The following is a 23,056-nucleotide window of genomic DNA, read 5'->3' as shown; positions in this document are numbered from 1 at the left end:
CAAACGCCGGGCGGGCTGGAAAATCCAGCCCCGCCGGCGTTTGAGGCGCGGGGTCCGGGGCGGAGCCCCGAACGCTTCAGCCCGTCGGGCGTCAGTGGACCGGGGGGCCCGGGGCGGAGCCCCGAGTGCTTCAGCCCGTCCGGCGTTTGAGGACCGGGGTCCGGGGCGCGGCCCCGGCACCCCAGCCCCGCCGGCGCTTGAGGCGCGGGGTCCGGGGCAGCGCCCCGGTTTCGGGAAGGGGCGGGGTGGGGTGAAGGCCCGCCGCAGGCGCCCCGCCCCGTGCCACCAGCGTCAGCGCCCCCGCCAGCCCCGTCGCCGCCAGCGCCGGCAGCAGGACGTGGACGTCCACCAGGCCCACCAGGCCCGCGCCGAGCGCGATCGCCAGGGCGTTCGGGGCCATCACCACGGTGTGGGCGGTCGCCGCCATCCGGCCGATCGCCTCCGGCGGGGCCTCCTTCTGGACGGCTGTCATCGTGGCGATGAGGACCCAGGGCATCCCCAGGCCGATGACCGCGCTCGCGGCCAGCGCCGTCGCCTCGTACGGCAGCGCCCGTACCCCGATCGCCGTCGCGAACAGGGCCAGACCGGCGACGGCGAGGGTCCGTTCCGGCATTCTGCGGAGCAGCGGGCCGGTGAGGAGGCCCGCGAGGACGGAGCCGACGCCCTGGACCGCGTACAGCACACCGGCGTACGCGGGCGCGTGTCCGAGCCCGTCGTCGACCACCGCGTAGATCGCCGCGCCGTTCACCCCGGCGAGCAGCATGGTGAACGCGCCCGTCGCCACCAGCGGCCGCAGTGCCCGCGAGGAGCGCAGGAGCCGTACGCCCTCGGCCGTCTCCGCCCACCAGTTCCGCCGCGCGGGCGGCGTGGGGCGGGCCTCTCGTACCGGCATCAGCGCGAAGACCAGCCCCGCCAGCGCGAAGCTCGCCGCGTCGAGGAGGGCGACGGGCCCTCCGCCGTACTGGGCGAAGAGCCCCGCCGCCACCAGCGGCGCGACGAGTTTCATCGACTCGTTCGCGGTCATCCGCCACCCGTTGAGGGTGCCGAGCCGCTCCTCGTCGACGACCGTCGCCACCAGTGCCTGCTCGGCCGCCTCGTGCACGGCGCCCTGCGTCCCGTACAGCACGAGCACCGCGAAGAGCAGCCACACCCGGTCCGCCGAGTCGACCCGGAGGAGGAGGGGGAGGAGCAGGGCCATCGCGGCGTTCAGGGCGACGAGGAGGGGGCGGCGCCGGACCCGGTCCGCGAGCGTGCCGAGGAGCGGTCCGGCGAGGACCGGCGCCCAGAGGGCGAAGGCGGCGAGCGCCGCCAGACTGTCCGAACCCGTGAGGGACTTGACCCAGATCCCGGAGACCAGCCACATCGCCGTCGTCCCGAAGCCGGACACGACGATGCCTGTCAGATACCAACGCGTGAGCATGGCCGCAGCCTGGTCTCTGAGGTGGGTCCCGGGGATCGGGCACCTGCCCTAGCTCCGGGCGGCCGTCCGCTGCTCGTACCTCAGGGCCAGCCCCGTCGCCAGGGCCCCGAGCCCCTCCCACAGGCCCACGCCGAGGAAGCCGGCCGGGGCGCGCCCGGTGACGACGGCGAGGGTGAAGACCGCGCAGGTCAGGAGCCGGAAGGGGACCGTCCACCGGAAGAACGGCTTCCAGTCGGCGAGCGCGGCGAGGACGTAGTACACGCCCATGTTCAGCGCGGCCATCGACGAGGCGGTGAGGAAGACGAGGGTGTGGTCGCCGTCCGCGCGCTCACCCGTCGGTATGGGCTCGAAGCCCATGACCGTAAGGAGGGCGTCGGGGACGACCAGCCCCACCACCCCGAGTGCGCCGGCGAGCACGCCGAAGACGGCCATCGTCCAGCCGGACAGGGAGCGGGGCAGGCGCACGACGGTCCTCCGAGGAGCGGAAGCAGAGTGGAACAGCAGGGGCACGGCCCGGGATTCGCGTACGCGTGCGAATCGCGGGCCGTGCCCCTGCATATCGTGCGCGAGGGCCTTACGGCCAATCGCCCGCCCTCACCGGTCACTTCACCGCAGCGCCGCCTCCATCATCTTCTGCGCCACCGGCGCCGCCAGACCGTTGCCGCTGACCTCCGAGCGCGCCGCGCCCGAGTCCTCGATCATCACCGCGACCGCGACCTGCTTCCCGGTCGACGGGTCCTTGGCGTAGGACGTGAACCAGGCGTACGGGGTCTTGCTGTTGTTCTCGCCGTGCTGCGCCGTGCCCGTCTTTCCGCCGACCTCGGCCCCGGACACCGCCGCGTTGGTGCCGGTGCCCTTCTCCACGACGGTCTGCATCGCGCTGCGCAGCTGCTCCGCCGTCGCGGAGGAGACGACCCGGTCGGTGTCCCCGTCCTTGTACGACTGGAGCGCGTCGCCGTCCGAGTCGACGACCTGCGAGACCATGTGCGGGGCCGCGAGCAGGCCGTCGTTGGCGATCGCCGCCGAGACCATGGCCATCTGGAGCGGGGTCGCGGTCACGTCGAACTGGCCGATGCCGGTGAGCGCGGTCTGCGCCTTGTCCATGCCCGACGGGTAGACGCTCGCGTACGCGCGGACCGGGACGTCGAGCTCGTCGTCGTTGAAGCCGAACTTCTCCGCCATCGCCTTCACCTTGTCCTGCCCCAGGTCGACCGCCATCTTGGCGAAGACGTTGTTGCAGGAGTACTGGAGCGCGGTGCGGATCGTCGCGTTCTCGCAGGGCGCCGAGGGGTTCTCGTTCTTGAGGACGGTCCGCGTGTTCGGCAGCGTGTACGGGTTCGGGCTGTCCGTCGCCGTGTCCACGTTCCCGTACAGGCCGTCCTCCAGGGCTGCCGCCGCGACGACCAGCTTGAAGGTGGAGCCGGGCGGCAGCGGCTGGCGCAGGGCCCGGTTGACCATCGGCTTGTCCTCGTCGGTGTTGAGCTCCTTCCACGCGGCGCCGTCGTTCGTCCCGGAGATCGTCGACGGGTCGTACGAGGGGGTCGACACCATCGCGAGGATCCGGCCGGTCGCCGGGTCGACGGCCACGGCCGCGCCCTTCGTGGAGCCGAGCGCCTCGTAGGCGGCCTTCTGCACGGCCGGGTCGATCGTCGTGACGACCGTCCCCGGCTTCTGCTGCTCCCGCGTGACGGCGTCCACCGGGCTCTTCAGCCGGGTGTCGGTGCCGTCGAGGACGTCGGCGTAGATGCCCTCCAGCTGCGTGGCGCCGTACGCCTGCGAGCTGTACCCGGTGACCGCCGAGTAGAGCGCGCCGTCCGTGTAGGTCCGCTTGTACGCGAGATCGGATCCCTCCGTCTTCTTCGAGCCGGTGACCGGAGAACCGGCCACGACGATGTCACCGAGCGGCTGCGCGTACTGCGCGATCGTCTTCCGCCGGTTCTTCGAGTCGTCCGCGAGCGCCTTGCCTTCGTAGGCCTGCACCCAGGTGGCCCGGCCCAGGAGGGCCAGCACGAGGATGAGGACGAAGACCGACGTGTGCCTGATCGTCTTGTTCATCGCACTAAGGGGGACGAACGGGCCGGTGGCGGACGTTCCGGTTGTGTTCGGATTCTCAGGGAACCTTCATGTCCGGGGACGGGCCGCCGCGATGCCGGAAGCCGGGAATCCGGGAAGTCAGAGTGTCGGACGCGTGTGCGATCATGCGGGCCCCTGAGGGGCGAGAGACGGACGAGGCGGGAGCGGGAGCGGGACGTGGGCGGGGAACGGGAACGGGACGGGTCGTCGGTGCCCGACGAGGTCTGGGAGGAGTTCCTCCGGAGCTCCGTCGAGGGCGGGAAGGACGCGCCGAAGGAGCCGTCCGCGCGGGCCCGTGAGGTGACCGCGCGGCTGCGGAACGAGCCGCCGACGACGACGGCCTGGCGCGCCTACGAGCCCCCGCGCGCCCGGTCGCGCCGCAAGGGCTGGTACGTGGCCGGGTTCCTGGCCGCCCTCGCGCTGCTCTTCGTGGCCGTCGACCCCGGCGGCCTCGTCGGCTGGTCCTCGGGGGACGGCGGCACGGACGGCAAGCCCCTCGCGCAGGAGTCGGAGCGGCCCACGCAGGCGCCTCCCGCCGAGCCGGGCGGCCGCGCCACCCTCGCCGAGCCCTTCCGCGGCTCCCCGGCCGCACGCTGGGCCGACGGCACCGCCGGCATCACCCTGCCCGCCGCCCGGGCGACGGGGTGGATGACGAAGGACGAGGTCGGGACGGCGCTCGCGCGCACCCGCGACTTCCTCGCCGGGGCCTCCCTCGACCCGGCGGTGCTGCGCGGCGCACGCCCGACGAAGGCGATCGCCCTGATGAACCCGCACCAGCGGGACATGACGGACTTCGTGTCGGTCTCGCTCGCCACCCCGGACGAGGAGCACGACCCGCTCGTGCTCTTCAGCCGCTTCGACCCGGCGCAGGCCCGCCTCGTCGGCGACGTGGTGAAGACCCGCGGCCGGATCTCCTACCGGGAGGGCAAGCGCGGGGCGGTCGAGGTGACGGCCGACGTCACGTACGTGTACCCGGTCGCCCCGGCCGGCGGCGGCGACGAGGTCGTCCGCGTGATCGTGCGGCGCGAGACCGTCGTGAGCTGGGACGACCCGGCGAAGGTGATCACCGAGAAGGGGACCTTCAGCCTCGTGTCGTACGCCACCGACACCACGAACGGCGGCTGCGAGGACTCCACCGGCTACTTCCGGCCGCGGTTCGGCGGGGGCGGACCGGCCGCGGGTACGGGCGGCGAGGCGTCCGACCCGTACGACCGCACGGCCCCGATCACCGACGGCGGCGGGCGCTGCGGGACCGCCACGAGGTCGTGACACGGCCGCGTCGTACAGTGCGGCCATGATCGAGGACGCGGTGCCGGAGGAGTACAGGACGTCGGGGGAGTCCGCCAGGTGGGCGGTGCTCGTCGAGGAGGAGTCCACCATGCTGGGGGACACCCGGTGGGTGCTCGCCCGGCGGGAGGACGTGACGGAGGGCGGCCGGGCCGCCGCCGAGGAGCTGGCGCGGAAGCTGGCGATGGAGCACGTGCCCCGTGAGGTCCGGCCGCTGGACGGCGCGACCGCCGGGCGCAGGGTCTTCCGGGTCTCCGACGGGTCGTGGCTCGTCGATGTGCGGGGCGCCGGTTCCGCCACCGCCCTGTGCCGGATCACGACCGCCGAGCAGGTGCACGTCCAGCCGTTCGTGGCCGCGCCGAGGGAGAAGGCGGCCCCGCCCGCCAAGCCCCGCCGCCTGTTCGGGCTCGGCTGAGTCGCTCCCCGGGACCCCCGGTCAGCCCGCCCTCACGAACCCCGATTCGTACGCCACGATGACCGCCTGCGTCCGGTCGCGGGCGCCCAGTTTCGCCAGGACCGCCGCCACGTGGGTCTTCACCGTCGCCGGGCCCACGCCCAGCCGGGACGCGATCTCGGCGTTCGTGAGGCCCGTCGCCATGTGCCGCAGGACCTCCGCCTCGCGCTCGGTCAGCCGGGCCGCCCAGGCGGGGGCGGCCGGGGTGCGGCGGGCGTGCTCGGCGGCCAGGGCGCGGACGGCCGCCGGGTAGAGGAGCGAGTCGCTGCGGGCGACCAGGCGCACCGCGCCGACCAGTTCCTCCGCCGCCGCCCGCTTCAGCAGGAACCCGGCCGCGCCCGCGCGCAGCGCGTCGTACACGTAGGAGTCGTTCTCGAAGGTCGTGACCACGACGATCCGGGGCGGCTCCGGCATCGAGGCGAGGATCCGCTCGGTGGCCCGGATGCCGTCGATCTCCGGCATCCGCACGTCCATCAGGACGACGTCCGGCCGCTCCGCCCGCACCACCGACACCGCCTCGGCGCCCGTCGCCGCCTCGCCGACGACCTCCAGGTCGGGTTCCGCGTCGAGGATGACCCGCAGGGCCGTCCTGACCATCCGCTCGTCGTCGGCCAGGACGACCCGTATGGCACCCGTCGCCGCGCTCACCGGGGGATCCGCACCGCGAGCCGCCACACGCCGTCCGCCGGGCCCGCCTCGGCCGTGCCGCCGAGCAGCCGGGCCCGTTCGGCGACGCCGAGCAGGCCGCGCCCGCCGTCCGGTCGCGCGACCGGGGGCCGCTCGGGCAGGGGGTTCTCCATCGTGATCTCCACCTTCTCGGTTCCCGCCGTCAGTCGTACGGTCACGGGCGCGCCGCCCGCGTGCCGGGCCGCGTTCGTCAGGCCCTCCTGGACGATCCGGTACGCCTCGCGGGACACCGTCTCCGGTACGGAGTCCAGGGCGCCGGTCACGGTGAGGGCGACGCGCGGCCCGGCACCCCGCACCAGGGCGTCCAGGGCGTCGAGCCCCGGGCCGACGCCCATCGCCTCGCCGGTCTCCACGCCTTCCCCGCCCACCCCTTCCGAGCCTCGCCGCAGCAGGCCGAGGGCCCGGTCGAGCTCCCCGACCGTGCGCCGGGTCGTCTCCTCGATGGCGGTCAGCGCCTCCTGGACGAACTCCAGGTCCGCCGGGTCCCCCGAGGCCAGGACCCGGCGTGCCGCGCCCGCCTGGAGGGTGACCGCGCTCAGCGCGTGCCCCACGGAGTCGTGCAGTTCGCGGGCGAGCCGGTTGCGGGCCTCCGCCTCCGCCGCCCGTCGCTCGGCCGCCGCGAGCCGGTCCGCCGGGCTCGGCCCGAGCAGCCGGGGCGCCTCCCGGGCGAGGAGTGCCCCGACGGCGGCGGCGCCCGCCGCGAGCGCGAGCAGCATCAGGAGCGCCGCCGGGACCGCCGCCCACACCCACCAGGGCCGGTCGAGACCCCAGAACCGGCCGAGCTCCGACTCCCGCAGCGCCGAGGAGAACGGCAGCGCGAGGACCGACAGGGCGAACGGCGGCAGGGCGAGCGTCGCCCCGCTGACCAGCGCGCCCGCGCCCAGGTGCAGCGTGAACCAGCCGGCCGTCCTGGCCTTCGCGTCCCGCCCCCGGGCCGGGCCGTCGGCGAACCGGTCCGCCGGTACCCCGCACAGCGCCCGCGCCGCCGCCACCGACATCGGCCGGGCCAGCGGGAAGAGGGCGGTGACGGCGGCGAGCGGCAGCCCGACCGCGTACGCCCCGAACTGCACGGCGAGGCTCCCGGAGAACATCCCGGAGGTGTCGAGGAACGCCCCCATGGCCAGCGAGCCGACCATCCAGTACGGCATGAACAGGGCGCCGCCCAGGATCAGATGCAGCCAGCGCCGTCTGGCCCGCTGCCCGAGGAGCGCCCCCGTCCACCGCCTCACGCCTCGGCGCTCCGCCGCCGCAGGAAGACGGCCAGGCAGGCGGCGAGCAGGAACCCCGTGATCATCTGCCCAGCGTAGGACAGCCGTGCGAGGTCCGTGATCTTGTCGGAGACATCGCCCGACGGCTGGAGCGAGACGAGCGTCAGGTACGCGCCCCAGCAGCCGACCGCCCCCGTGGACACCCAGGCCGCGGCGAGGACGGGCCGCACGCCGAACCGGGCGGGCCCGCGCAGGACGAGGAGGAGCGTGGAGACGGCCGCGGCGACGAGGAAGACGAGCCGGACGGCCTCCAGGACCGCCTGGTCGACCGAGTCCGCCTCCGCGAGCCACCGCACCTGGAGCACCGCCGGGACGACCGAGACCACCGCGCCGGCCAGCGCCGCCGCCCGCACTCCGGGCCCGGACACCCGCGCGGACACCGCGCCGAGCCGCCCGCGCCACACACGGCCCCAGCGGTCCCGCGCGTACAGGAGGAAGAGGGTGCCGAGGGCGAGGCCCTGGAGGATGAAGCCGCCGTAGACGACCCCGAAGACCCATGGATCGAGGAAGGGCTCGCTCGGCGCGGCCGCCGGGTCGTCGGTGAGGAGACCGGCGAGGAGCTGCGCCGGGAATCCGGCCGTGATGGGGGCGAGGAGGCCGGTCGCCGCCCAGGTCGGCAGGGTGAGCAGCGGGCCCGGCACCCACGGTCCCCGCTCCCGTGTGAGCAGCACGGCGAGGGCGATGACGGCGGCGTCGGCGAGGAGGGTGAGCGTGTTGGCGACGGCCATCATCACGGGGTGGTCGAGCAGCGGGCTCCCGGCCGGGATGCCGAGCTCGCCGCCCGCGATCCAGACGGCCTTGAGCACGATGTACGGGAGGCAGGCGAGGATCGCGAGGAGGCGCAGCGCCCGGCGGGCGGCGGGGAGGAGCGGTGTCGTGGTCATGGCTCCACGCTCCCGTCCGGGACGGGGGTGCCACGTCCTGCCGGACGCCGATCCGCCTCCGCCGCGCGGGGGAGGGGCCCCTCCCCCGGGGGACGGGACGGCGCCGAATTGACCCGGAAAACAGAAGATCAATTGACCCTTCGACCGGGGTCAATGGCTGCCTAGAGTAGTGCTCATGAACGAGAACGCGACCTTCGCCCCGCTCCTGACCCGCGCCGCCACCGCCGAGACCACCGCCGACCCCAGCAGCGTGATGACGCTCCTCGCCGACTCCGACGCCACCGGCGGGCAGCTCACGAGCTACCGCTCCTCGTTCGCGAAGGGCGCGGTCGGCGCCCCCGCGCACTTCCACACCAAGGCCTCCGAGATGTTCTTCGTCCTCGGCGGCTCCCTCCAGGTGCTCGTCGGCGAGGAGTTGACCGTCCTGGAGCAGGGCGACTTCCTCCTCGTCCCGCCGCACACCCCGCACGCCTTCGCGGCGGCGCCCGGCGCCGAGGCCGACGTCCTCTTCGTCTTCACGCCCGGCATGGCCCGCTTCGACTACCTGCGGCTGCTCGGCCGGGTCATGCGCGGCGAGGCGAGCTTCGAGGAGATCAAGGCGTCCTCGGAGCAGTACGACAACCACTACGTGGACAGCCCGGTCTGGCAGGCGGCCCTCGCCGAGCGCTGACGGGCCTCGCCACGGCTCGGAGACGGCGGGTCGTCTCAGAGCCGGCGGGTCGCCAGCGTCAGCCGGTCCCGCGCGTCGAACAGCGCGTCCTTGATGGTCTGCTCGTGGGCCGGGGTGAGCCGCGCCGCCGGCACCGAACAGCTGAGCGCGTCCCGCGCCGGAGTCCGGTACGGCAGGGCGACCGCGAAGCAGCGCAGCCCGAGGGTGTTCTCCTCGCGGTCCACCGCGTAGCCCCGCTCGCGGATCGCGCGCAGCTCCCCGATGAGCTCCTCGCGCTCCGTGACCGTGTGCTCGGTCATCGCCGGCAGCGCCTCCGGGAGCAGGGCCCGTACCTGCTCGTCGGTGTGGGTGGCGAGCAGCGCCTTGCCCAGGGCCGTCGAGTGCGCGGGCAGCCGCCGCCCGACCCGGGCGAACGGCCGCAGGTGGTGCGGGGACTGGCGGGTCGACAGGTAGACCACGTTGGTGCCGTCGAGCCGCGCGAGGTGGATCGTCTCGGCGGTGTCGTCGGAGAGCCGGTCGAGCGTCGGCCGCGCCGCCGCCACGACCTCGTCGCCGTCGATGTACGAGGTCCCCACGAGCAGCGCCCGCACCCCGATCCCGTACCGCGTGCCCGTCGCGTCCGTCTCCACCCAGCCGAGCTCGACCAGGGTGCGCAGCAGCATGTACAGGCTGGACTTGGGGTAGCCGACGGCCTCCTGGACGGCGGCGAGCGAGTGCATCCCGGGGCTCCCGGCGAAGTACTCCAGCAACTCCACGGTCCGCACCGCGGACTTGACCTGTGCCCCGCCCGCGTCGGTGTTCGCGATGGCCATGCGTCCCCCCAGCCCTTGTGGAGACCGTCCGGTCGTCCATAGAGTCGCCCGCAGATCGTTCACCTACGGGAACGGCGTTCAGAATAGCGAACAGGGGTGTGACGATGGCGTCGACGGCGGCAGAACCAGTGTGGAGTGTGGACCCCCGGACGGGGAAGCCGCGCGAGCAGGTCGCGGTGGAGGCCACGGCCGAGGAGGTCGACCTCGCCGTACGGGCCGCCCACGCCGTCCGCGGCAGCCTCGCCGACCGGACCGCGCGCGCCGCCTTCCTCCGCACCGCCGCCGACCTCCTCGACGAGGCCCGCGAGCACGTCATCGAGGCGGCCGACGCCGAGAGCGCCCTCGGGCCCGTCCGCCTCACCGGCGAACTCGCCCGCACCACCGCCCAGCTGCGGTCCTTCGCCGACGTCGTCGACGAGGGCTCCTTCCTCGACATCCGGATCGACCTCCCGGACCCGGCCGCCACCCCGCCCCGGTCCGACATGCGCCGCTGGAAGATCCCGCTCGGCGTCGTCGCCGTCTACACCGCCAGCAACTTCCCGCTCGCCTTCTCCGTCCCCGGCGGCGACACCGCGAGCGCCCTCGCGGCCGGCTGCCCCGTCGTGATCAAGGCCCACCCCGACCACCCGGCGACCTCCGAGCTCTGCGCCGCCCTGCTGCGCCGGGCCGCCGTCAAGGCCGGCCTGCCCGAGGACGTCGTCGTCCTCGTCCACGGCTTCGACGCGGGCGTCGAGCTCATCCGCCACCCGCTGGTCGCGGCCGCCGGCTTCACGGGCTCGGTACGCGGCGGGCGGGCGCTCCTCGACGCCGCCAACGCCCGGCCCGTACCCATCCCCTTCCACGGCGAACTCGGCTCCCTCAACCCGGTCGTGCTCACCCCCGCCGCCGTCGCCGAGCGCGCCGAGGAGATCGGCGCGGGCCTCGCCGGGTCCATGACCCTCGGCGCGGGGCAGTTCTGCACCAAGCCCGGCTTCGTCCTCGCGCCCGAGGGCGAGGCGGGCGACCGGTTCCTCGCGGCGCTCACCGCCGGGGTCAGCGAGACCGAGCCCGCCGTCATGCTCGACCACCGCATGCGGGACGCGTTCGTCGCCGGGGTCGCCGAGCGCGCCGCGCTCGACGGCGTCCACAGCCCCGTCACGCCCGGCGCGGGCGGCGCGCACACGGTCAGCGCCGGGGTCCTCGCCGTCGCCGCCGACCGGATCACCGCCGGTGACCACCACCACCTCCTCCTGGAGGAGTGCTTCGGTCCCGTCACCGTCGTCGCCCGCTACGGCTCCCGTGCGGAGATCGGCGAGGTCCTCTCCCGCCTGCCCGGCAACCTCACCGCCACCCTCCACATCGCCGAGCAGGGCCAGGACGAGGACGCGGCCGCGCTCCTCGCCGAGCTCACCCCGCTCGCCGGACGGGTCCTCGTCAACGGCTGGCCCACCGGCGTCGCCGTCGCGGCCGCCCAGCACCACGGCGGCCCCTACCCGGCCGCCACCTCCACCAGCACCTCGGTCGGCGCCACCGCCATCGAGCGCTGGCTGCGCCCCTTCACGTACCAGTCGACTCCGCAGCAGCTGCTCCCGCCGGAGCTGCGCGACGGGAACCCGCTGGGTCTTCCGAGGCGCTGAGACCCGCCGGGATCAGGATCAGAAGCAGGATCGGACTCGGGATCAGGTCATGATCAGATTCGCGACCCCCGCCGACCTCGACGCCGTCACCGCCGTCCACGCCGCGTCGGCGCCCACCGGTCCCGAGGGGCTCGCCCGCTCCCGGGCCGGCTGGGCGGCGGCCATCGAGCACGGGCTCGCGCTCTGCGCCGTGCTGGGCGACGAGGTCGTCGGCGCCGCCGCCTGGGCCGAGCGGGGCGACGCCGTCGTCCTCACCCGGTTCCACGTGAGCCCCGCCCACCGGCGCAAGGGCATGGGCCGGCAGCTCCACACCGGCTGTGTCGACGTCTGGAACGCGGACCGGTTCACCCACGCCACCGCCGCGGTCCTCGGCGAGGACGAGCGCGCCCTGGCCTTCGGCGCGGCCCAGGACTGGTTCCCCGACCCCCGCGCCCCCCGCTCCGGCGACCGGGTCGTGCTCCGGCTCACACTGGCCGCCGCACCGGAATGAACCGGCCACCCCGGCGTGTTTCCGCCGAGGAACACCCACCGGGCCCCGCCCGGCCACCGTCGACCCTCGGAGAGAAGTCACATGCGCGTCGAGATCTGGAGCGACATCGCCTGCCCCTGGTGCTACATCGGCAAGGCACGCTTCGAGAAGGGCCTCGAGGCCTTCGCCCACCGCGACGACGTCGAGGTCGTGCACCGCTCCTTCGAGCTCGACCCGAACCGCGCCAAGGGCGACACCGGCCCCGTCCTGGAGATGCTGGCCACGAAGTACGGCCGCACCCTCGACGAGGCCCGCGCCATGGAGGCGCACGTCGCCTCCAACGCCCACTCCGAGGGCCTCGGCTACCTCGCCGACGGCCGCGACCACGGCAACACCTTCGACATCCACCGCCTGCTCCACCTCGCCAAGGAGCGCGGCCGCCAGAACGAGCTGCTCGACCTGGCCTACCGCGCCAACTTCGCCGAGGAGCGCTCCGTCTTCGAGGACGAGACCCTGGTGACCCTCGGCGTCGAGGCCGGTCTCGACGAGGCCGAGGTCCGCGCCGTCCTCGCCGACCCGACCGCCTACGCCGACGCCGTCCGCGCGGACGAGCGCGAGGCCGCCGAGCTCGGCGCCAACGGCGTCCCGTTCTTCGTCCTGGACCGCCGCTACGGCATCTCCGGCGGCCAGCCCGCCGAGGTCTTCACCCAGGCCCTCGAACAGGCCTGGCAGGGCCGCGTCCTCCAGCCGGTCGGCGGCGCGGACGAGGCCGGGGTCTGCGGCCCGGACGGCGCCTGCGAGGTCCCGCAGTCCTGACCACGTACGCCTCCGAGTACGCCTCCGACGGCTCTGACCTGCGGAGATAAGCGGACCTTGGATCTCCCCACGCGCGATTCGCGATTGACGGGCGTGCGTGGGGAATCCAGGGTGGGCCCATGGATTCCCTGCACCAGCCGCTCGGCGGAGCCGAGTTCGCGCCCACGAAGACGTATCTGAACACCTCCGTCTGCGGTCTGATGCCCCGCAGGACCGTCGAGGCCGTCACGCTCCTCGCCGGGCAGACCGCCGACGGCCGCCCCGACGGCGCGGGCGACTTCGACATCGTCGACGAGGCGCGGGCGGCCTTCGCCCGGCTCGTCCACGTCCCGCACGAGCGGGTCGCCCTCGGCAGCTCCGTCGGCGTGCACACCGGGATGATCGCCCAGTCGATGCCCGCGGGCGCCGAGATCCTCTTCCCCGAGGGCGACTTCTCCTCCCTCATCACCCCCTTCACCGTCCGCGGCGACCTCAAGGTCCGCTTCGCGCCCCTGGAAAGCCTCGCCGAGTCCGTCCGCCCCGGGACCGCGCTCGTCGGGTTCTCCGCCGTGCAGTCCTCGGACGGCCGCACCGCCGACTTCGCCGCGATAAGGGCCGCCGCGGCCGCCCACGGCGCCCGCACGCTCCTCGACGCCACGCAGTCGGCCGGCTGGCTGCCGCTCCACGCGGGGGACTGGGACTTCACCGTCGCCGGGGCCTACAAGTACCTGCTCTGCCCGCGCGGCGCGTCCTTCCTCACCGTCACCGAGGAGGCGCAGGACGCGCTGCTCGCCATCCACGCCAACTGGGTGACGGGCGAGGAGCGGTACGCCAACAGCTACGGCCCCGTCCGTGAACTCGCCCGCTCCGCCCGCCGTTTCGACGAGCCCCCGGCCTTCCTCTCGTACCACGGGGCCGCCGCCTCGCTCGCGCTCCTGGAGGAGATCGGCATCGAGACCATCGAGGCCCACAACAAGGGTCTCGCGGCCCGCTTCCGCGCCGGGCTCGTCTCCCTCGGCCACGCCCCGGTCGCGGACGACTCGACGGTCGTCGGCGTCCCCGGCCTCGGCGACCGCGCCGACGCGCTGGGCGCCGCCGGCGTGCTGATCTCCTCCCGCGCGGGCAACCTGCGGGTCTCGTTCCACCTCTACAACACGGCGGCCGACGTCGACCGGGCCCTGGACGTCCTGGCGGGCTGACCCGCGGAGCTCGTACAAGAAGAAGGGGGACGGGGCCCGTCGACCGGCCCCCGCCCCCCTCTCTGTACGAGGTGTTACGCCCAGGCCTCCGCCGCCGCGCGGCGCGCGCCCTCCAGGTCCACCGGCCGCCCGGTCTCGCCGAGCGCCGCGCCCAGGGCGGCGAGCGAGGACTGCACGGCACCCGGGGTCGCGTCGACGCCGTAGTGGTTGACCCGGATCATCTCCTTGGCGAGGGCACCGCCGCCCGCGATCAGCGGCAGCGACGGGTCCGCCGCCAGGGCCTTCGCGACCAGTTCGGAGGCGTCCACGCCCTCCGGGGAGCGCAGCGTCGTCGCGACCGGGGCCGCGTCCCGCGCCTCGTGCACGTACGGCTCAAGGCCGCCGCCCAGGGCCAGCGCGCCCGCGCGGGTCGCCGCCGCGGCCTTCGCGTGCCGGGCCATCAGCGCGTCCAGACCCTCCGTCTCGATCCGCTCCACACACGCCTCCAGAGCGAGCATCTCCAGCTGCGCCGGAGCGTGCAGGAGCGCCTTGCGGCCGCCGTCGATCCAGCGCTCCTTCCAGTCGAGGAGGGAGAGGTACGAGCGGCGCGGCGCGGCCGGGTTGGCGGCGAACCGCTCCCACGCCCGTGCGCTCACCGACACCGCCGACACACCGGCCGGACCGCCCATCGCCTTCTGCGCGCCGATGATGCACATGTCGACGCCCCACGCGTCCGGCAGCACCGGCTCCGCGCCGATCGACGCGACCGCGTCCAGGTAGAAGAGCGCGCCGTGCGCCCGGACGACCTCGCCGATCTCCGCGACCGGGTTGGTGTTGCCGGTCGCCGCCTCGGCGTGGACCAGCGACACGAAGTCGATCTCGGGGTGCTCGGCGAGCGCCCGCTCGACCTGCTCCGCCGTCACCGCCGTGTGGAAGGGCACCTCCAGGTCGACGACGGTCGCGCCGCAGTCGCGCAGCCAGTTGCCGAAGGTCTGGCCGTACGGACCGGTGACGACGTTCAGCGCGGTCGAACCGGCCCGCGCCCCGCTGCGGATGCACCCCTCCAGGGGCAGCAGCGCCTCGCCCTGGGTGATCACCACGTCCTGCTCGGTGGAGAGCAGCGCGGCCACCCGGCGCTCGATCGACGCGAAGTGCGCGGCGGTCAGCGGGGCCAGGTCCAGGAGCGGGTGTGTCACGGTCACGGCGGTGCCTTCTTCGGGGTCGGAACAGGGTCGTCACGGGGGCGAACTCCTGATCAGAGTACCCAGTGGTACGCGTGGGGCCCCTGGGGCCATCCGCACAACACCCCCACAAAAGGGACCTTCGTTCCGGTGCAACCTTCTCCGGACAGGACGAGTCCCAGTGGACGACGGACCGGGCACGGGCCCCGTCCGGCAGACCCCCGCAGCCGCCCGGAACCCTCCGACTCGGGAGCCGCTCCATGCGCAAGCACCGTTCCGCCGCCGCCCTCGCCGCGGCCGCGCTCCTCCTCCTCACCGGCGCGGGCATCGCGACCGCACCCGCCGCCTGGGCCGGTGTGCCCGGCGGCACCCGCGCCGACGACCGCAACCACGACTTCGACGGCGACGGCTTCGACGACGTCCTGATCGGCGCCCCCGGCGCGACCGTCGGCGGCAAGCGCGGCGCCGGCCTCGTCACCGTCCAGTACGGCTCGCCGAACGGCATCGACACCCGCGCCGCCACCGTCGTCAGCCAGAACACGTACGGCGTGCCCGGCGGCGCCGAGGCCGGCGACTCCTTCGGCGCGGCCGTCGCCACCGGTGACCTCGACGGAGACGGCTACGACGACGCGGTGATCGGCGCCCCCGGCGAGGACATCGGCACCCGCGCCGACGTCGGCGGAGTGATCATCCTGTGGGGCTCCCCGCACGGCCTCGTCGGCACCGAGAGCCGCTGGCTCGACAGCCTGCTCGGCCCGGTCGCGGGCGCCCGCTTCGGCTCCGCCTTCGCCGCCGCCCGGTTCACCGCGGACACCCCGGGCGACCAGCTGATCGTCCTCGACCGGCGGGCCGTGGAATGGCACCAGTTCGGCTCGGCCGACCTCCGTGTCGTCGACGCCCGCGCCCACCACGCCAGGGCCCTCGACCGGGCGGCGTTCGCCCGGGAAGGGGCGCGCACCACCGCGGCACAGGTCCGCGACCTCGTCGCCAAGTCCGCCACCACCGGCGACTACGACCGGAACGGCTACGCGGACCTGGTGGTCAGCGGTGTCACCGCCGGCGCCGAGCCCGGCCACGGCTGGTCCTGGTACCTCGCGGGCGGCCCCGACGCCCTCGACTACCGGCGGGACCTGCGGGGCGGCCCGGTCGCCGCCTCCGGGGACATCGACGGCGACGGCTACGACGACCTCGTCACCGGCGAGCCGCACAGCCCCGACGACGGCGGCGACACCATGACCGGCGGCCTCGTCGGCGTCTACAAGGGCGGACCGGGCGGCCCCGCCGGAGCCACCGGCGTAGGCACCCCGCCGCAGTGGTGGACCCAGAACTCGCCGGGCGTCCCCGGCGCCAACGAGCGCGGCGACGGCTGGGGGAGCGACCTCTCCCTCGGCGACACGAACAAGGACGGGTACGCGGACCTCGCCATCGGCGCCCCCGGGGAGGACAACGGCACGATCGCCGACGCCGGCATGGTCACCGTCCTGCGCGGCAACTCCCGCGGCCTGACCGCCACCGGCGCCGCCTCCTGGACGCAGAACTCGCCCTCCGTCCCGGGCGCGGTCGAGAGCGGCGACCGCTTCGGGGCCCAGGTCCGCCTGGTCGACCCCAACGGCGACGGCCGCTTCGGACTCCTCACCGCCGCGCCCGGCGAGGACACCGGCGACGGCTGGGTCTGGGTCCTCCCGGCCCGTACGGGAGGAGTCACCGCGACCGGCTCGTGGAACTTCAACGCGGCGTCGTTCGGCGGCCCGTACCTGGACGCCCGCTACGGCTCCGCGATCGACGAGTGAGCCCGTGTCCGGGTCCCCCCGATCGGGGGTCCCGGGCGCGCACCCGCCCTCGTACAGTGCGGACATGACTGAACACGCGGTGCTGCACGTGAAGGGGCGGGTGCTCGTCGGCCCGGAGGACGTACGCGACGAACTGTGGTGCGTCGACGGGCGGATCACCTTCGAACGGCCCGCCGCCGCGGCCGTCGCCGAGGCCGTCACCGTCGAGGGCTGGGTGCTGCCCGGCCTCGTCGACGCCCACTGCCACGTCGGTCTCGACCGGCACGGCCCGGTCGACGAGGCCACCAGTGAGAAGCAGGCCCTCACCGACCGGGACGCCGGCACCCTGCTCATCCGGGACGCGGGCTCGCCCTCCGACACCCGCTGGATCGACGCGCGCGAGGACCTCCCGAAGGTCATCCGCGCCGGCCGGCACATCGCCCGCACCCGCCGCTACATCCGCAACTACGCCCACGAGATCGAGCCCGCCGACCTCGTCGCGTACGTCGGCCGCGAGGCCCGGCGCGGCGACGGCTGGGTCAAGCTCGTCGGCGACTGGATCGACCGCGAGGCCGGCGACCTCACGGCCTGCTGGCCCCGGCCCGAGGTCCAGGCGGCCATCGCCGAGGCGCACCGGCTCGGCGCCCGTGTCACCGCGCACTGCTTCGCCGAGGACTCGCTCCGCGACCTCGTCGAGGCCGGAATCGACTGTATCGAGCACGCGACCGGCCTCACCGAGGACACCATCCCGCTCTTCGCCGAGCGGGGGGTCGCCATCGTGCCGACCCTGGTGAACATCGCGACCTTCCCGCACCTCGCCGACGGAGGCGAGGCGAAGTTCCCGCGCTGGTCGGCCCACATGCGGCGGCTGCACGAGCGGCGGTACGACACCGTCCGCTCGGCCTTCGACGCGGGCGTGCCCGTCTTCGTCGGCACCGACGCGGGCGGCTCCCTCGCGCACGGCCTGGTCGCCGAGGAGGTCGAGGAGCTGACGAAGGCCGGCATCCCGGCGCTCGACGCCCTCGCCGCCACCACCTGGTCGGCCAGGTCCTGGCTCGGCCGCCCCGGCCTGGAGGAGGGCGCTCCGGCCGACCTCGTCGTCTACGCCGAGGACCCGCGCGCCGACGTCAGGGCCCTCGCGGCGCCCCTGCGGGTGGTGGTGAACGGGCGGGTGGCGGCGTGATCTTGGCCTGATATCGCTTGGCCGTTTCGCCGCTGACAGTGACGGAGAGTCCAGCTCTAGCCTGAGCCGCGCGCGCATCTCTCATCCGCTCACACCCAGAGGGGGTACCCATGTCCGCTGTGCGAAAGACCTTCGCCGTGCTGGCCACGACCGTGCTCATGTCCATGGCGTTCGCCGGCACGAGCGAGGCCGCGACGAGCGACTGCGAGTGGTGGTTCGACCCGAGCTCGTTCTACTGCCAGAAGTACTAGGCCTGAACGCGGAACGGCCCGCCGGCGGGGACCGGCGGGCCGTTCGCGTACGTCTTCGTCCGGTCAGGCGCGGCGCAGGAACGCCAGCCGGGCCCGCTTCTCCGGGATGAAGACCTCCGGCAGGTCGACCTCGGGCAGCACGACCTCGGGGCCCAGCTCGAAACCGGCCCGCGCCATGCGGGCGATCGCCTTCTCGTTGGCGGCGTCCGGCTCGACCACGATCCGGGTGCGCTCGCGCAGGCTGAAGGCGATGAGCGCGGTGAGCAGACCGGCGGTGAAGCCGGGGCGCGGGGCGGCGCCGGGCGCGACGAGGAGGTGCACGCCGATGTCGCCCTCCTCGACCTCGTAGCACTCGCTGACCCGGTCGGCCTCGGGGTCGTACGTCTGGAAGAGCGCGGCCGGCTCGCCGTCGAGCTCCACGAGGAAGCCGTGGTGGGTGGTGAGCGAGTCCAGGTGGGCGTAGATGTCGCGGACCTGCTCGACGGTGGTGCCGTTCATGCCCCAGAAGCGGGCCCGCTCCTCGTTGACCCAGCCGTGCAGGAGCACGGCGTCGCCGTCGGGGTCGACGGGCCGGACCGTGACGGTCCCGAACCCCTCGACGGTGTGCGCGTAGAAGGTGTTCGACGTGGGGGCGGTGGTCATCCCTGCTCCTTGGTGAGGTACTGCCAGTCGGTGGTGACGGGGGCGAGCTCGCCCCGCAGCCACAGGGGGAGCTGATCGCGGTGGTGCGGGTCGCCGGGCACGCCGGAGGCGCCGAACGGCACGATCCAGCGGCTGCGTTCGCGGTCGGCGAGGTCCCAGACGTACCGCGCGGCGGAGGCGCGGGCGCTGCGGTCGGTCCAGCCGGGCACGCTCGACGTCGACAGGACGCAGTCGTGGTCGCCGGCGAGCCCCGGCCACTGGTCGTCGTCGGCGTCGGGGAGCGCCTGCCAGGGTGCGAGCCGGTGCGTCACGCCCCAGGCGGCGGGCGGTTCGCCGGCGCCGACCTCCTCCAGGGCCTCGCGGACGGTCCGCTCGACGTCCCCGGCGGGCACGGGCCCGGCCGTCAGGAGGGTCTCCAGGGCGAAGGCGACGCGCGGGCCGAGGGCCAGCCAGGGGCGGAACAGCTCGGGGTACGGGGCGGGCTCGCGCAGCGGCACGAAGGCCTCGTGCGCGGCGAGCCGCCGCACGACGGCCCCGCGCACGGCGGCGTACAGCCCGGCGTCGGCGCTGTCGGCGTCCATCCGCCGGTCCCAGGCGAGCAGCCGCGCGCGGACGGCGGAGGCGGCGGGCGAGAGACCGTCCGCGTTCCGCCCGACGGCGGCGAGGAGCGGGGCGGCCGAGGGGTTGTCGGTGTCGCCGTGCACGGCGGCGGTGGTCTCGGGCGTCCACTCCGCCGAGGCGTCGAGGAGCGCGCCGATCCGGGCGGCCCGGTGCCGGGGCGCGAACTCGACACCGAGGGGCGCGGCGAGCCCCCGGGCGTTGGCCATGACGGCGTGGCCGTCGACCTCGGCGCGGGGCAGCGGCGCGGGCTCGGGGGCCCACGCGTGCGCCGGGTCCCAGGCGGGCACGATCCGCAGGGAGTTGGTCCGGTGGCGTACGGGGACGTGGCCGGCGACCCGGTGGAGGAGCCCGCCCTCGGTGTCGGCGGCCTGCACGACGTTCACCGGCTCGACCCAGCCGTCGAGGGCGGCGTCCACGTCGGCGACGGTCCGGGCGCGCAGCAGCGCGGGCAGCACGCCGAACCCGAGCTCGCCGGTGACGCGCGGCGGGTACCGGAGAGCGACGGCGACCCACTCGGGGGCGCCCTCCGCTCCGGCTCCGCCCTCTGCTCCGGGCTCGCCGTCCGGCCCGGCTGCGTTCTCCGCTCCGGGCTCGCCGTCCGGCCCGGCTCCGTCCTCCGCTCCGGGCTGGTCGTCCGGCCCGGATGCGTTCTCCGCTCCGGGCTCGTCGTCCACGCCGATGACCACCGGACCGCGTTCCGTCTCGACGACCTCGATCACGACCGGCTCCGCGCCCGCGACCTCGATCTTCTCCGTGTGCGCGGCGGCCGGGGCCCAGCCCCCGGGGCCGTACGCCTCCACGCTCCCGTCCGGGAGCCGCCGCAGCCGCTCGCGGTACAGGTCCTGGTAGTCGGCCATGGCGTTGGTGATGGCCCAGGCCACCGACCCGGTGTGGCCGAAGTGGGCGAGGCCGGGGACGCCGGGGACGGCGAGGCCGACGACGTCGAACTCGGGGCAGGAGAGCCGGATCTGCTGGTAGACGCCGGGCGCCTCGATGAACCGGTGCGGGTCGCCCGCGACCAGGGCGGCGCCGCTCGCGGTGCGCTCGCCGGCGACCACCCAGCCGTTGGATCCGGCCGTGCCGGGCCCGTCGGTCGCGAAGAGCTCGGTCCACTCCTCGCCGAGACGGCGGGCGACCTCCTCCCGCCACAGCTTGGTGGGGAACCCGGCGAAGAGGATGTGGGTCGACAGCCAGACGGCGAGCGGGGTCCACGGCTCCCACCGTCCGGGCGCGAGGCCGGTCGTGGCGAACTCGGGCGCGCGCGAGGCCCCGTCGGCGAGGCCGTCGTTGACCCCGTCCACGTACGCCCGGAGCCACGCGGCCGCCGGGGCGTCGGTCTCCTCCAGGCGTGCGAGGCACCGGCGGGCGGTGCCGGCGAGCCGGGCGCGCCGGACGAAGGTGTCCCAGCCGAGCTCGGCGGCGCCGAGGAACGCGGCCGTGGTGCCCTGTGCCCGGTGCCGCTCGACCTCCAGCTGCCAGGCGCGGTCGCGCGCGGTGACGCGGCCCTGGGCGAAGGCGAGTTCCGCGGGGTCCGCGGCGCGCAGATGAGGGACGCCCCAGGCGTCCCGGTAGACCTCGATGCTCACGCGAGACCCCGATCCCGTCCGTGTTCCTCAGAGCAGCCTTAGGTTAGGCTGACCTAAGTAATTTACAGGAGCGCGGGGGAGGAGAACACGGTGGGGCATGGCTGGCAGGGGGCGGTCCTCAGGCTGATGCGCGGCAAGGACTTCACGTTCACCGTGACGGGCGCCGAGCAGGTCACCGAGGACTACCGCAGGGTCCACTGCACGGACGGCGGCCTGCTCGCCGCCGCCGGGGTCCACCCCACGATGTGGGTACGGCTCTGGTTCGACGACCACGGCAAGCCGCACCAGCGCGCCTACACCCTGGTCGACCCCGACCCGGCCGCCGGCACCTTCAGCCTGGAATTCGCCCTCCACGACGGCGTGGCCAGTCACTGGGCGCGCGGCTGCGCCCCCGGCGACACCGTCGACGCCACCCTCCAGGGCACCGGCTTCGAGCCGCTCGACCCGCCCCCCGCCCGGCTGCTCGTCGTCGGCGACCCGGCCTCGCTCCCCGCCGTCAACTCCCTGCTCGACGCGCACCCCGAGACCCCCGCCACCGTCTGGTTCGAGACCCAGCACGCCTCCGACGAGGCGCTCCCCTTCCGCCTCGACCCGGCGCGCCACGAGCTGCGGCCGGTGCCGCGCGAGGGTGGCGGGCTCGTCGCCCGGGTGAAGGCCGAACTGCCCGCGCTCCTGGTCCCCGGCGCGTACGTCTGGATCGCCTGCGACACGGCGACCACCCGCGGCCTCGCCGCGTACGTCCGCAAGGAGCTCGCCGTCCCCAAGGAGCGCGTCCACGCGCTCGGCTACTGGCGGGCGGACTGAGCGCGGGGGTGAGCGCGGACTGAGCGCGGGGCGTCGGGTGCCGGGTTGACGATCCGTTACCAGGCGCCGCCGCCGATCGTTCTTCCCCTTGGCCTGTGCGTCGGCTCGTGCGAAAGACGCGGGGCGTGCGGGAACGGTTGTGTCGAGAAGATTCGAAAATGAGCACGGAAACCCCCCTTTGGAGTGAACTCACGTCAGGCGACTGCCGGTTCACTCTCCGTGCGTAAAGATTCCGGTGTCTCAAGTCGCCGAGGCCGCGCGGACCCACCGTCCCCGTGGTGAGCGGCCCGGCGACGCCGTGTTCTCTTGTGGGGGTTCCACCATCTTGAACAGCAACACCTTCCGCGTGCCCGTACGCCGCACCGCCGCGGCCGCGACCGTCGCCGCCCTGGCCGCCGGTCCCGTGCTCCTCATGGCCCCGGCGGCGCACGCCACGGGCGGCGAAGGGCGGGCCACCGCCGTCGTCCTGCGGGCGGGCCTGGACGTCAAGCTCCTCGGGGAGACGGTGAAGGTGCCGCTGCGCACCTCCTTGAACGAGGTCACGGCACCCCGGTCGGAGGACGCGACCGCGCTCTCCGTGAAGGTGCAGGGTGCCGAGGGCGGCGAGCCGATCGACATCCTCGCCGCCGATGTCGCCACCTCCACGGCCACCGTCGACGAGGAGAAGTCCGAGGGGCTCGTGAACCTCGTCAAGGCGAGGGTCCATGTTCCCGGCCTTCCACTGCTCTCCCTGATCGAGGTCGAGAAGGTCACCTCCAAGGCCCTGTGCGAGGTGGGGAAGGAGCCGGTCGCCGAGTCCAACGTCCTGGGACACGTGACCGTCCTCGGCAAGAAGACCACCCTGTCCACGTCCGGGCGCACCGAGATCGCCGTGCCGGAGGTCGGCACGGTGACCCTCGACCTCTCCCGTACGTCCACGACCTCCCGTACCGCCGCGGCGACCGCCCTCGAACTCGCCGTGAAGGTCGACCCGCTGAAGCTGGGGGTCGCGGCCGTGGACGGCACCGTGACGCTCGCCGAGGCCACCTGCGAGACGCCCGAGGGCCCGGCGCCGACCGAGAAGCCCACCGCGGAACCGACCGACGAGCCCACGGAGAAGCCCAGCGAGCGGCCCTCCGAGCAGCCCTCGCCCTCCGTCAAGCCCAGCGGCGACGGCGGCGTGAAGACCAACAACGGCGGCGCCAAGCCCGCCGAGCACCTCGCCGAGACCGGCGGCAGCTCCACCACCCCGTACGTCGCCGGGGGCGCGCTCGCCCTCCTCGTCGCGGGCGGCGGCGCGCTCGCGCTCACCCGCAACCGCGCCCGCTCGCGCGGCTGACGGCCCGAGGGGGACGCGCCGGGGGGCGCCGGAGGGGGAGCGGGGGGCGCGGGACGGGCGACGGTGACGACATCGCCCGCCCCGCGCC

Annotated in this window: 22 protein-coding genes; 12 read left to right on the top strand and 10 right to left on the bottom strand. The window is 74.6% G+C overall.

The genetic code is table 11. From position 1 onward, the window contains the following. Positions 1-130: 130 nt before the first annotated feature. From ACFC0Z_RS34320 to ACFC0Z_RS34310, 3 genes are all read right to left on the bottom strand, one after another. Positions 131-1,420, bottom strand: a complete 1,290-nt coding sequence (locus ACFC0Z_RS34320; RefSeq protein ID WP_376446557.1) for an MFS transporter — start codon at positions 1,418-1,420, stop codon at positions 131-133. A 48-nt stretch (positions 1,421-1,468) separates the two neighbouring features. Further along, positions 1,469-1,852, bottom strand: coding sequence for a hypothetical protein (locus ACFC0Z_RS34315; RefSeq protein ID WP_376446566.1), 384 nt, complete (start codon positions 1,850-1,852; stop codon positions 1,469-1,471). Positions 1,853-2,026: 174 nt separating this feature from the next. Beyond that, positions 2,027-3,475, bottom strand: a complete 1,449-nt coding sequence (locus ACFC0Z_RS34310; protein ID WP_376446554.1) for a peptidoglycan D,D-transpeptidase FtsI family protein — start codon at positions 3,473-3,475, stop codon at positions 2,027-2,029. A gap of 195 nt (positions 3,476-3,670) precedes the next feature. On the opposite strand from ACFC0Z_RS34310, the gene ACFC0Z_RS34305 reads away from it, so the two are divergent. Both ACFC0Z_RS34305 and ACFC0Z_RS34300 read left to right on the top strand, forming a co-directional pair. Then, entirely contained in the window at positions 3,671-4,762 is a 1,092-nt protein-coding gene (locus tag ACFC0Z_RS34305; RefSeq protein WP_376446551.1) for a hypothetical protein, read from the top strand. Between the two features lie 25 nt (positions 4,763-4,787). Continuing rightward, complete coding sequence (locus ACFC0Z_RS34300; protein ID WP_376446548.1) at positions 4,788-5,195, top strand: hypothetical protein; 408 nt, start codon at positions 4,788-4,790, stop codon at positions 5,193-5,195. Positions 5,196-5,216: 21 nt separating this feature from the next. Here ACFC0Z_RS34300 and ACFC0Z_RS34295 read toward each other — a convergent pair whose 3' ends face one another. From ACFC0Z_RS34295 to ACFC0Z_RS34285, 3 genes are read right to left on the bottom strand one after another with little or no spacing between them, the layout of a single operon-like run. Continuing rightward, the gene (locus ACFC0Z_RS34295) at positions 5,217-5,831 is read right to left on the bottom strand and encodes a response regulator (RefSeq protein ID WP_376446563.1); all 615 of its coding nucleotides are present in this window, start codon (positions 5,829-5,831) and stop codon (positions 5,217-5,219) included. A 47-nt stretch (positions 5,832-5,878) separates the two neighbouring features. Next, a complete protein-coding gene (locus tag ACFC0Z_RS34290; RefSeq protein ID WP_376446545.1) occupies positions 5,879-7,150 on the bottom strand; it encodes a sensor histidine kinase in 1,272 nt (423 codons plus the stop codon). Next, positions 7,147-8,073 (bottom strand): hypothetical protein, encoded by a 927-nt coding sequence (locus ACFC0Z_RS34285; protein ID WP_376446543.1) that lies wholly within the window; start codon positions 8,071-8,073, stop codon positions 7,147-7,149. Before ACFC0Z_RS34285 ends, ACFC0Z_RS34290 begins: the two co-directional genes overlap by 4 nt. Before the next feature lie 175 nt (positions 8,074-8,248). On the opposite strand from ACFC0Z_RS34285, the gene ACFC0Z_RS34280 reads away from it, so the two are divergent. Further along, complete coding sequence (locus ACFC0Z_RS34280; protein ID WP_376446540.1) at positions 8,249-8,743, top strand: cupin domain-containing protein; 495 nt, start codon at positions 8,249-8,251, stop codon at positions 8,741-8,743. Positions 8,744-8,778: 35 nt separating this feature from the next. Here ACFC0Z_RS34280 and ACFC0Z_RS34275 read toward each other — a convergent pair whose 3' ends face one another. Continuing rightward, complete coding sequence (locus ACFC0Z_RS34275) at positions 8,779-9,555, bottom strand: IclR family transcriptional regulator (RefSeq protein ID WP_376446537.1); 777 nt, start codon at positions 9,553-9,555, stop codon at positions 8,779-8,781. A 104-nt stretch (positions 9,556-9,659) separates the two neighbouring features. Between ACFC0Z_RS34275 and ACFC0Z_RS34270 the strand changes: the two genes are divergently transcribed. The 4 genes from ACFC0Z_RS34270 to ACFC0Z_RS34255 all read left to right on the top strand — a co-directional run bounded on the left by ACFC0Z_RS34270 (position 9,660) and on the right by ACFC0Z_RS34255 (position 13,634). Continuing rightward, on the top strand, positions 9,660-11,171 hold the full coding sequence (locus ACFC0Z_RS34270) for an aldehyde dehydrogenase (NADP(+)) (protein WP_376446534.1): 1,512 nt from the start codon (positions 9,660-9,662) through the stop codon (positions 11,169-11,171). Between the two features lie 49 nt (positions 11,172-11,220). Continuing rightward, positions 11,221-11,661: a GNAT family N-acetyltransferase gene (locus ACFC0Z_RS34265; protein ID WP_376446531.1), complete on the top strand. Its 441-nt coding sequence runs from the start codon at positions 11,221-11,223 to the stop codon at positions 11,659-11,661. A gap of 81 nt (positions 11,662-11,742) precedes the next feature. Then, positions 11,743-12,456, top strand: a complete 714-nt coding sequence (locus tag ACFC0Z_RS34260) for a DsbA family oxidoreductase (RefSeq protein ID WP_376446529.1) — start codon at positions 11,743-11,745, stop codon at positions 12,454-12,456. Between the two features lie 119 nt (positions 12,457-12,575). Beyond that, entirely contained in the window at positions 12,576-13,634 is a 1,059-nt protein-coding gene (locus tag ACFC0Z_RS34255) for an aminotransferase class V-fold PLP-dependent enzyme (RefSeq protein WP_376446527.1), read from the top strand. Positions 13,635-13,708: 74 nt separating this feature from the next. Here the strand turns inward: ACFC0Z_RS34255 and ACFC0Z_RS34250 are convergent, their stop codons facing one another. Next, the gene (locus ACFC0Z_RS34250) at positions 13,709-14,809 is read right to left on the bottom strand and encodes a pyridoxal-phosphate-dependent aminotransferase family protein (RefSeq protein ID WP_376446560.1); all 1,101 of its coding nucleotides are present in this window, start codon (positions 14,807-14,809) and stop codon (positions 13,709-13,711) included. A gap of 245 nt (positions 14,810-15,054) precedes the next feature. On the opposite strand from ACFC0Z_RS34250, the gene ACFC0Z_RS34245 reads away from it, so the two are divergent. The 3 genes from ACFC0Z_RS34245 (at position 15,055) to ACFC0Z_RS34235 (ending at position 17,997) form a co-directional block, all read left to right on the top strand. Further along, on the top strand, positions 15,055-16,584 hold the full coding sequence (locus ACFC0Z_RS34245; RefSeq protein ID WP_376446524.1) for an esterase: 1,530 nt from the start codon (positions 15,055-15,057) through the stop codon (positions 16,582-16,584). 64 nt (positions 16,585-16,648) lie between these two features. Continuing rightward, on the top strand, positions 16,649-17,746 hold the full coding sequence (locus tag ACFC0Z_RS34240; RefSeq protein ID WP_376446521.1) for an amidohydrolase family protein: 1,098 nt from the start codon (positions 16,649-16,651) through the stop codon (positions 17,744-17,746). A gap of 110 nt (positions 17,747-17,856) precedes the next feature. Beyond that, positions 17,857-17,997, top strand: a complete 141-nt coding sequence (locus tag ACFC0Z_RS34235) for a hypothetical protein (protein ID WP_376446519.1) — start codon at positions 17,857-17,859, stop codon at positions 17,995-17,997. Positions 17,998-18,060: 63 nt separating this feature from the next. Here the strand turns inward: ACFC0Z_RS34235 and ACFC0Z_RS34230 are convergent, their stop codons facing one another. Further along, positions 18,061-18,639: a GNAT family N-acetyltransferase gene (locus tag ACFC0Z_RS34230; protein ID WP_376446517.1), complete on the bottom strand. Its 579-nt coding sequence runs from the start codon at positions 18,637-18,639 to the stop codon at positions 18,061-18,063. Beyond that, on the bottom strand, positions 18,636-20,846 hold the full coding sequence (locus ACFC0Z_RS34225) for a penicillin acylase family protein (protein ID WP_376446514.1): 2,211 nt from the start codon (positions 20,844-20,846) through the stop codon (positions 18,636-18,638). Before ACFC0Z_RS34225 ends, ACFC0Z_RS34230 begins: the two co-directional genes overlap by 4 nt. Positions 20,847-20,936: 90 nt before the next feature. On the opposite strand from ACFC0Z_RS34225, the gene ACFC0Z_RS34220 reads away from it, so the two are divergent. After that, a complete protein-coding gene (locus tag ACFC0Z_RS34220) occupies positions 20,937-21,650 on the top strand; it encodes a siderophore-interacting protein (protein ID WP_376446512.1) in 714 nt (237 codons plus the stop codon). A gap of 325 nt (positions 21,651-21,975) precedes the next feature. Further along, positions 21,976-22,968 carry an SCO1860 family LAETG-anchored protein gene (locus ACFC0Z_RS34215; protein WP_376446509.1) on the top strand — a complete coding sequence of 331 codons (993 nt, stop codon included), beginning with the start codon at positions 21,976-21,978 and terminating at the stop codon, positions 22,966-22,968. The last annotated feature ends 88 nt before the right edge of the window (positions 22,969-23,056 follow it).

The organism is Streptomyces sp. NPDC056144 (genome assembly GCF_042264145.1).
GTDB lineage: Bacteria > Actinomycetota > Actinomycetes > Streptomycetales > Streptomycetaceae > Streptomyces.
This window is presented reverse-complemented; position numbering and strand designations above follow the sequence as displayed.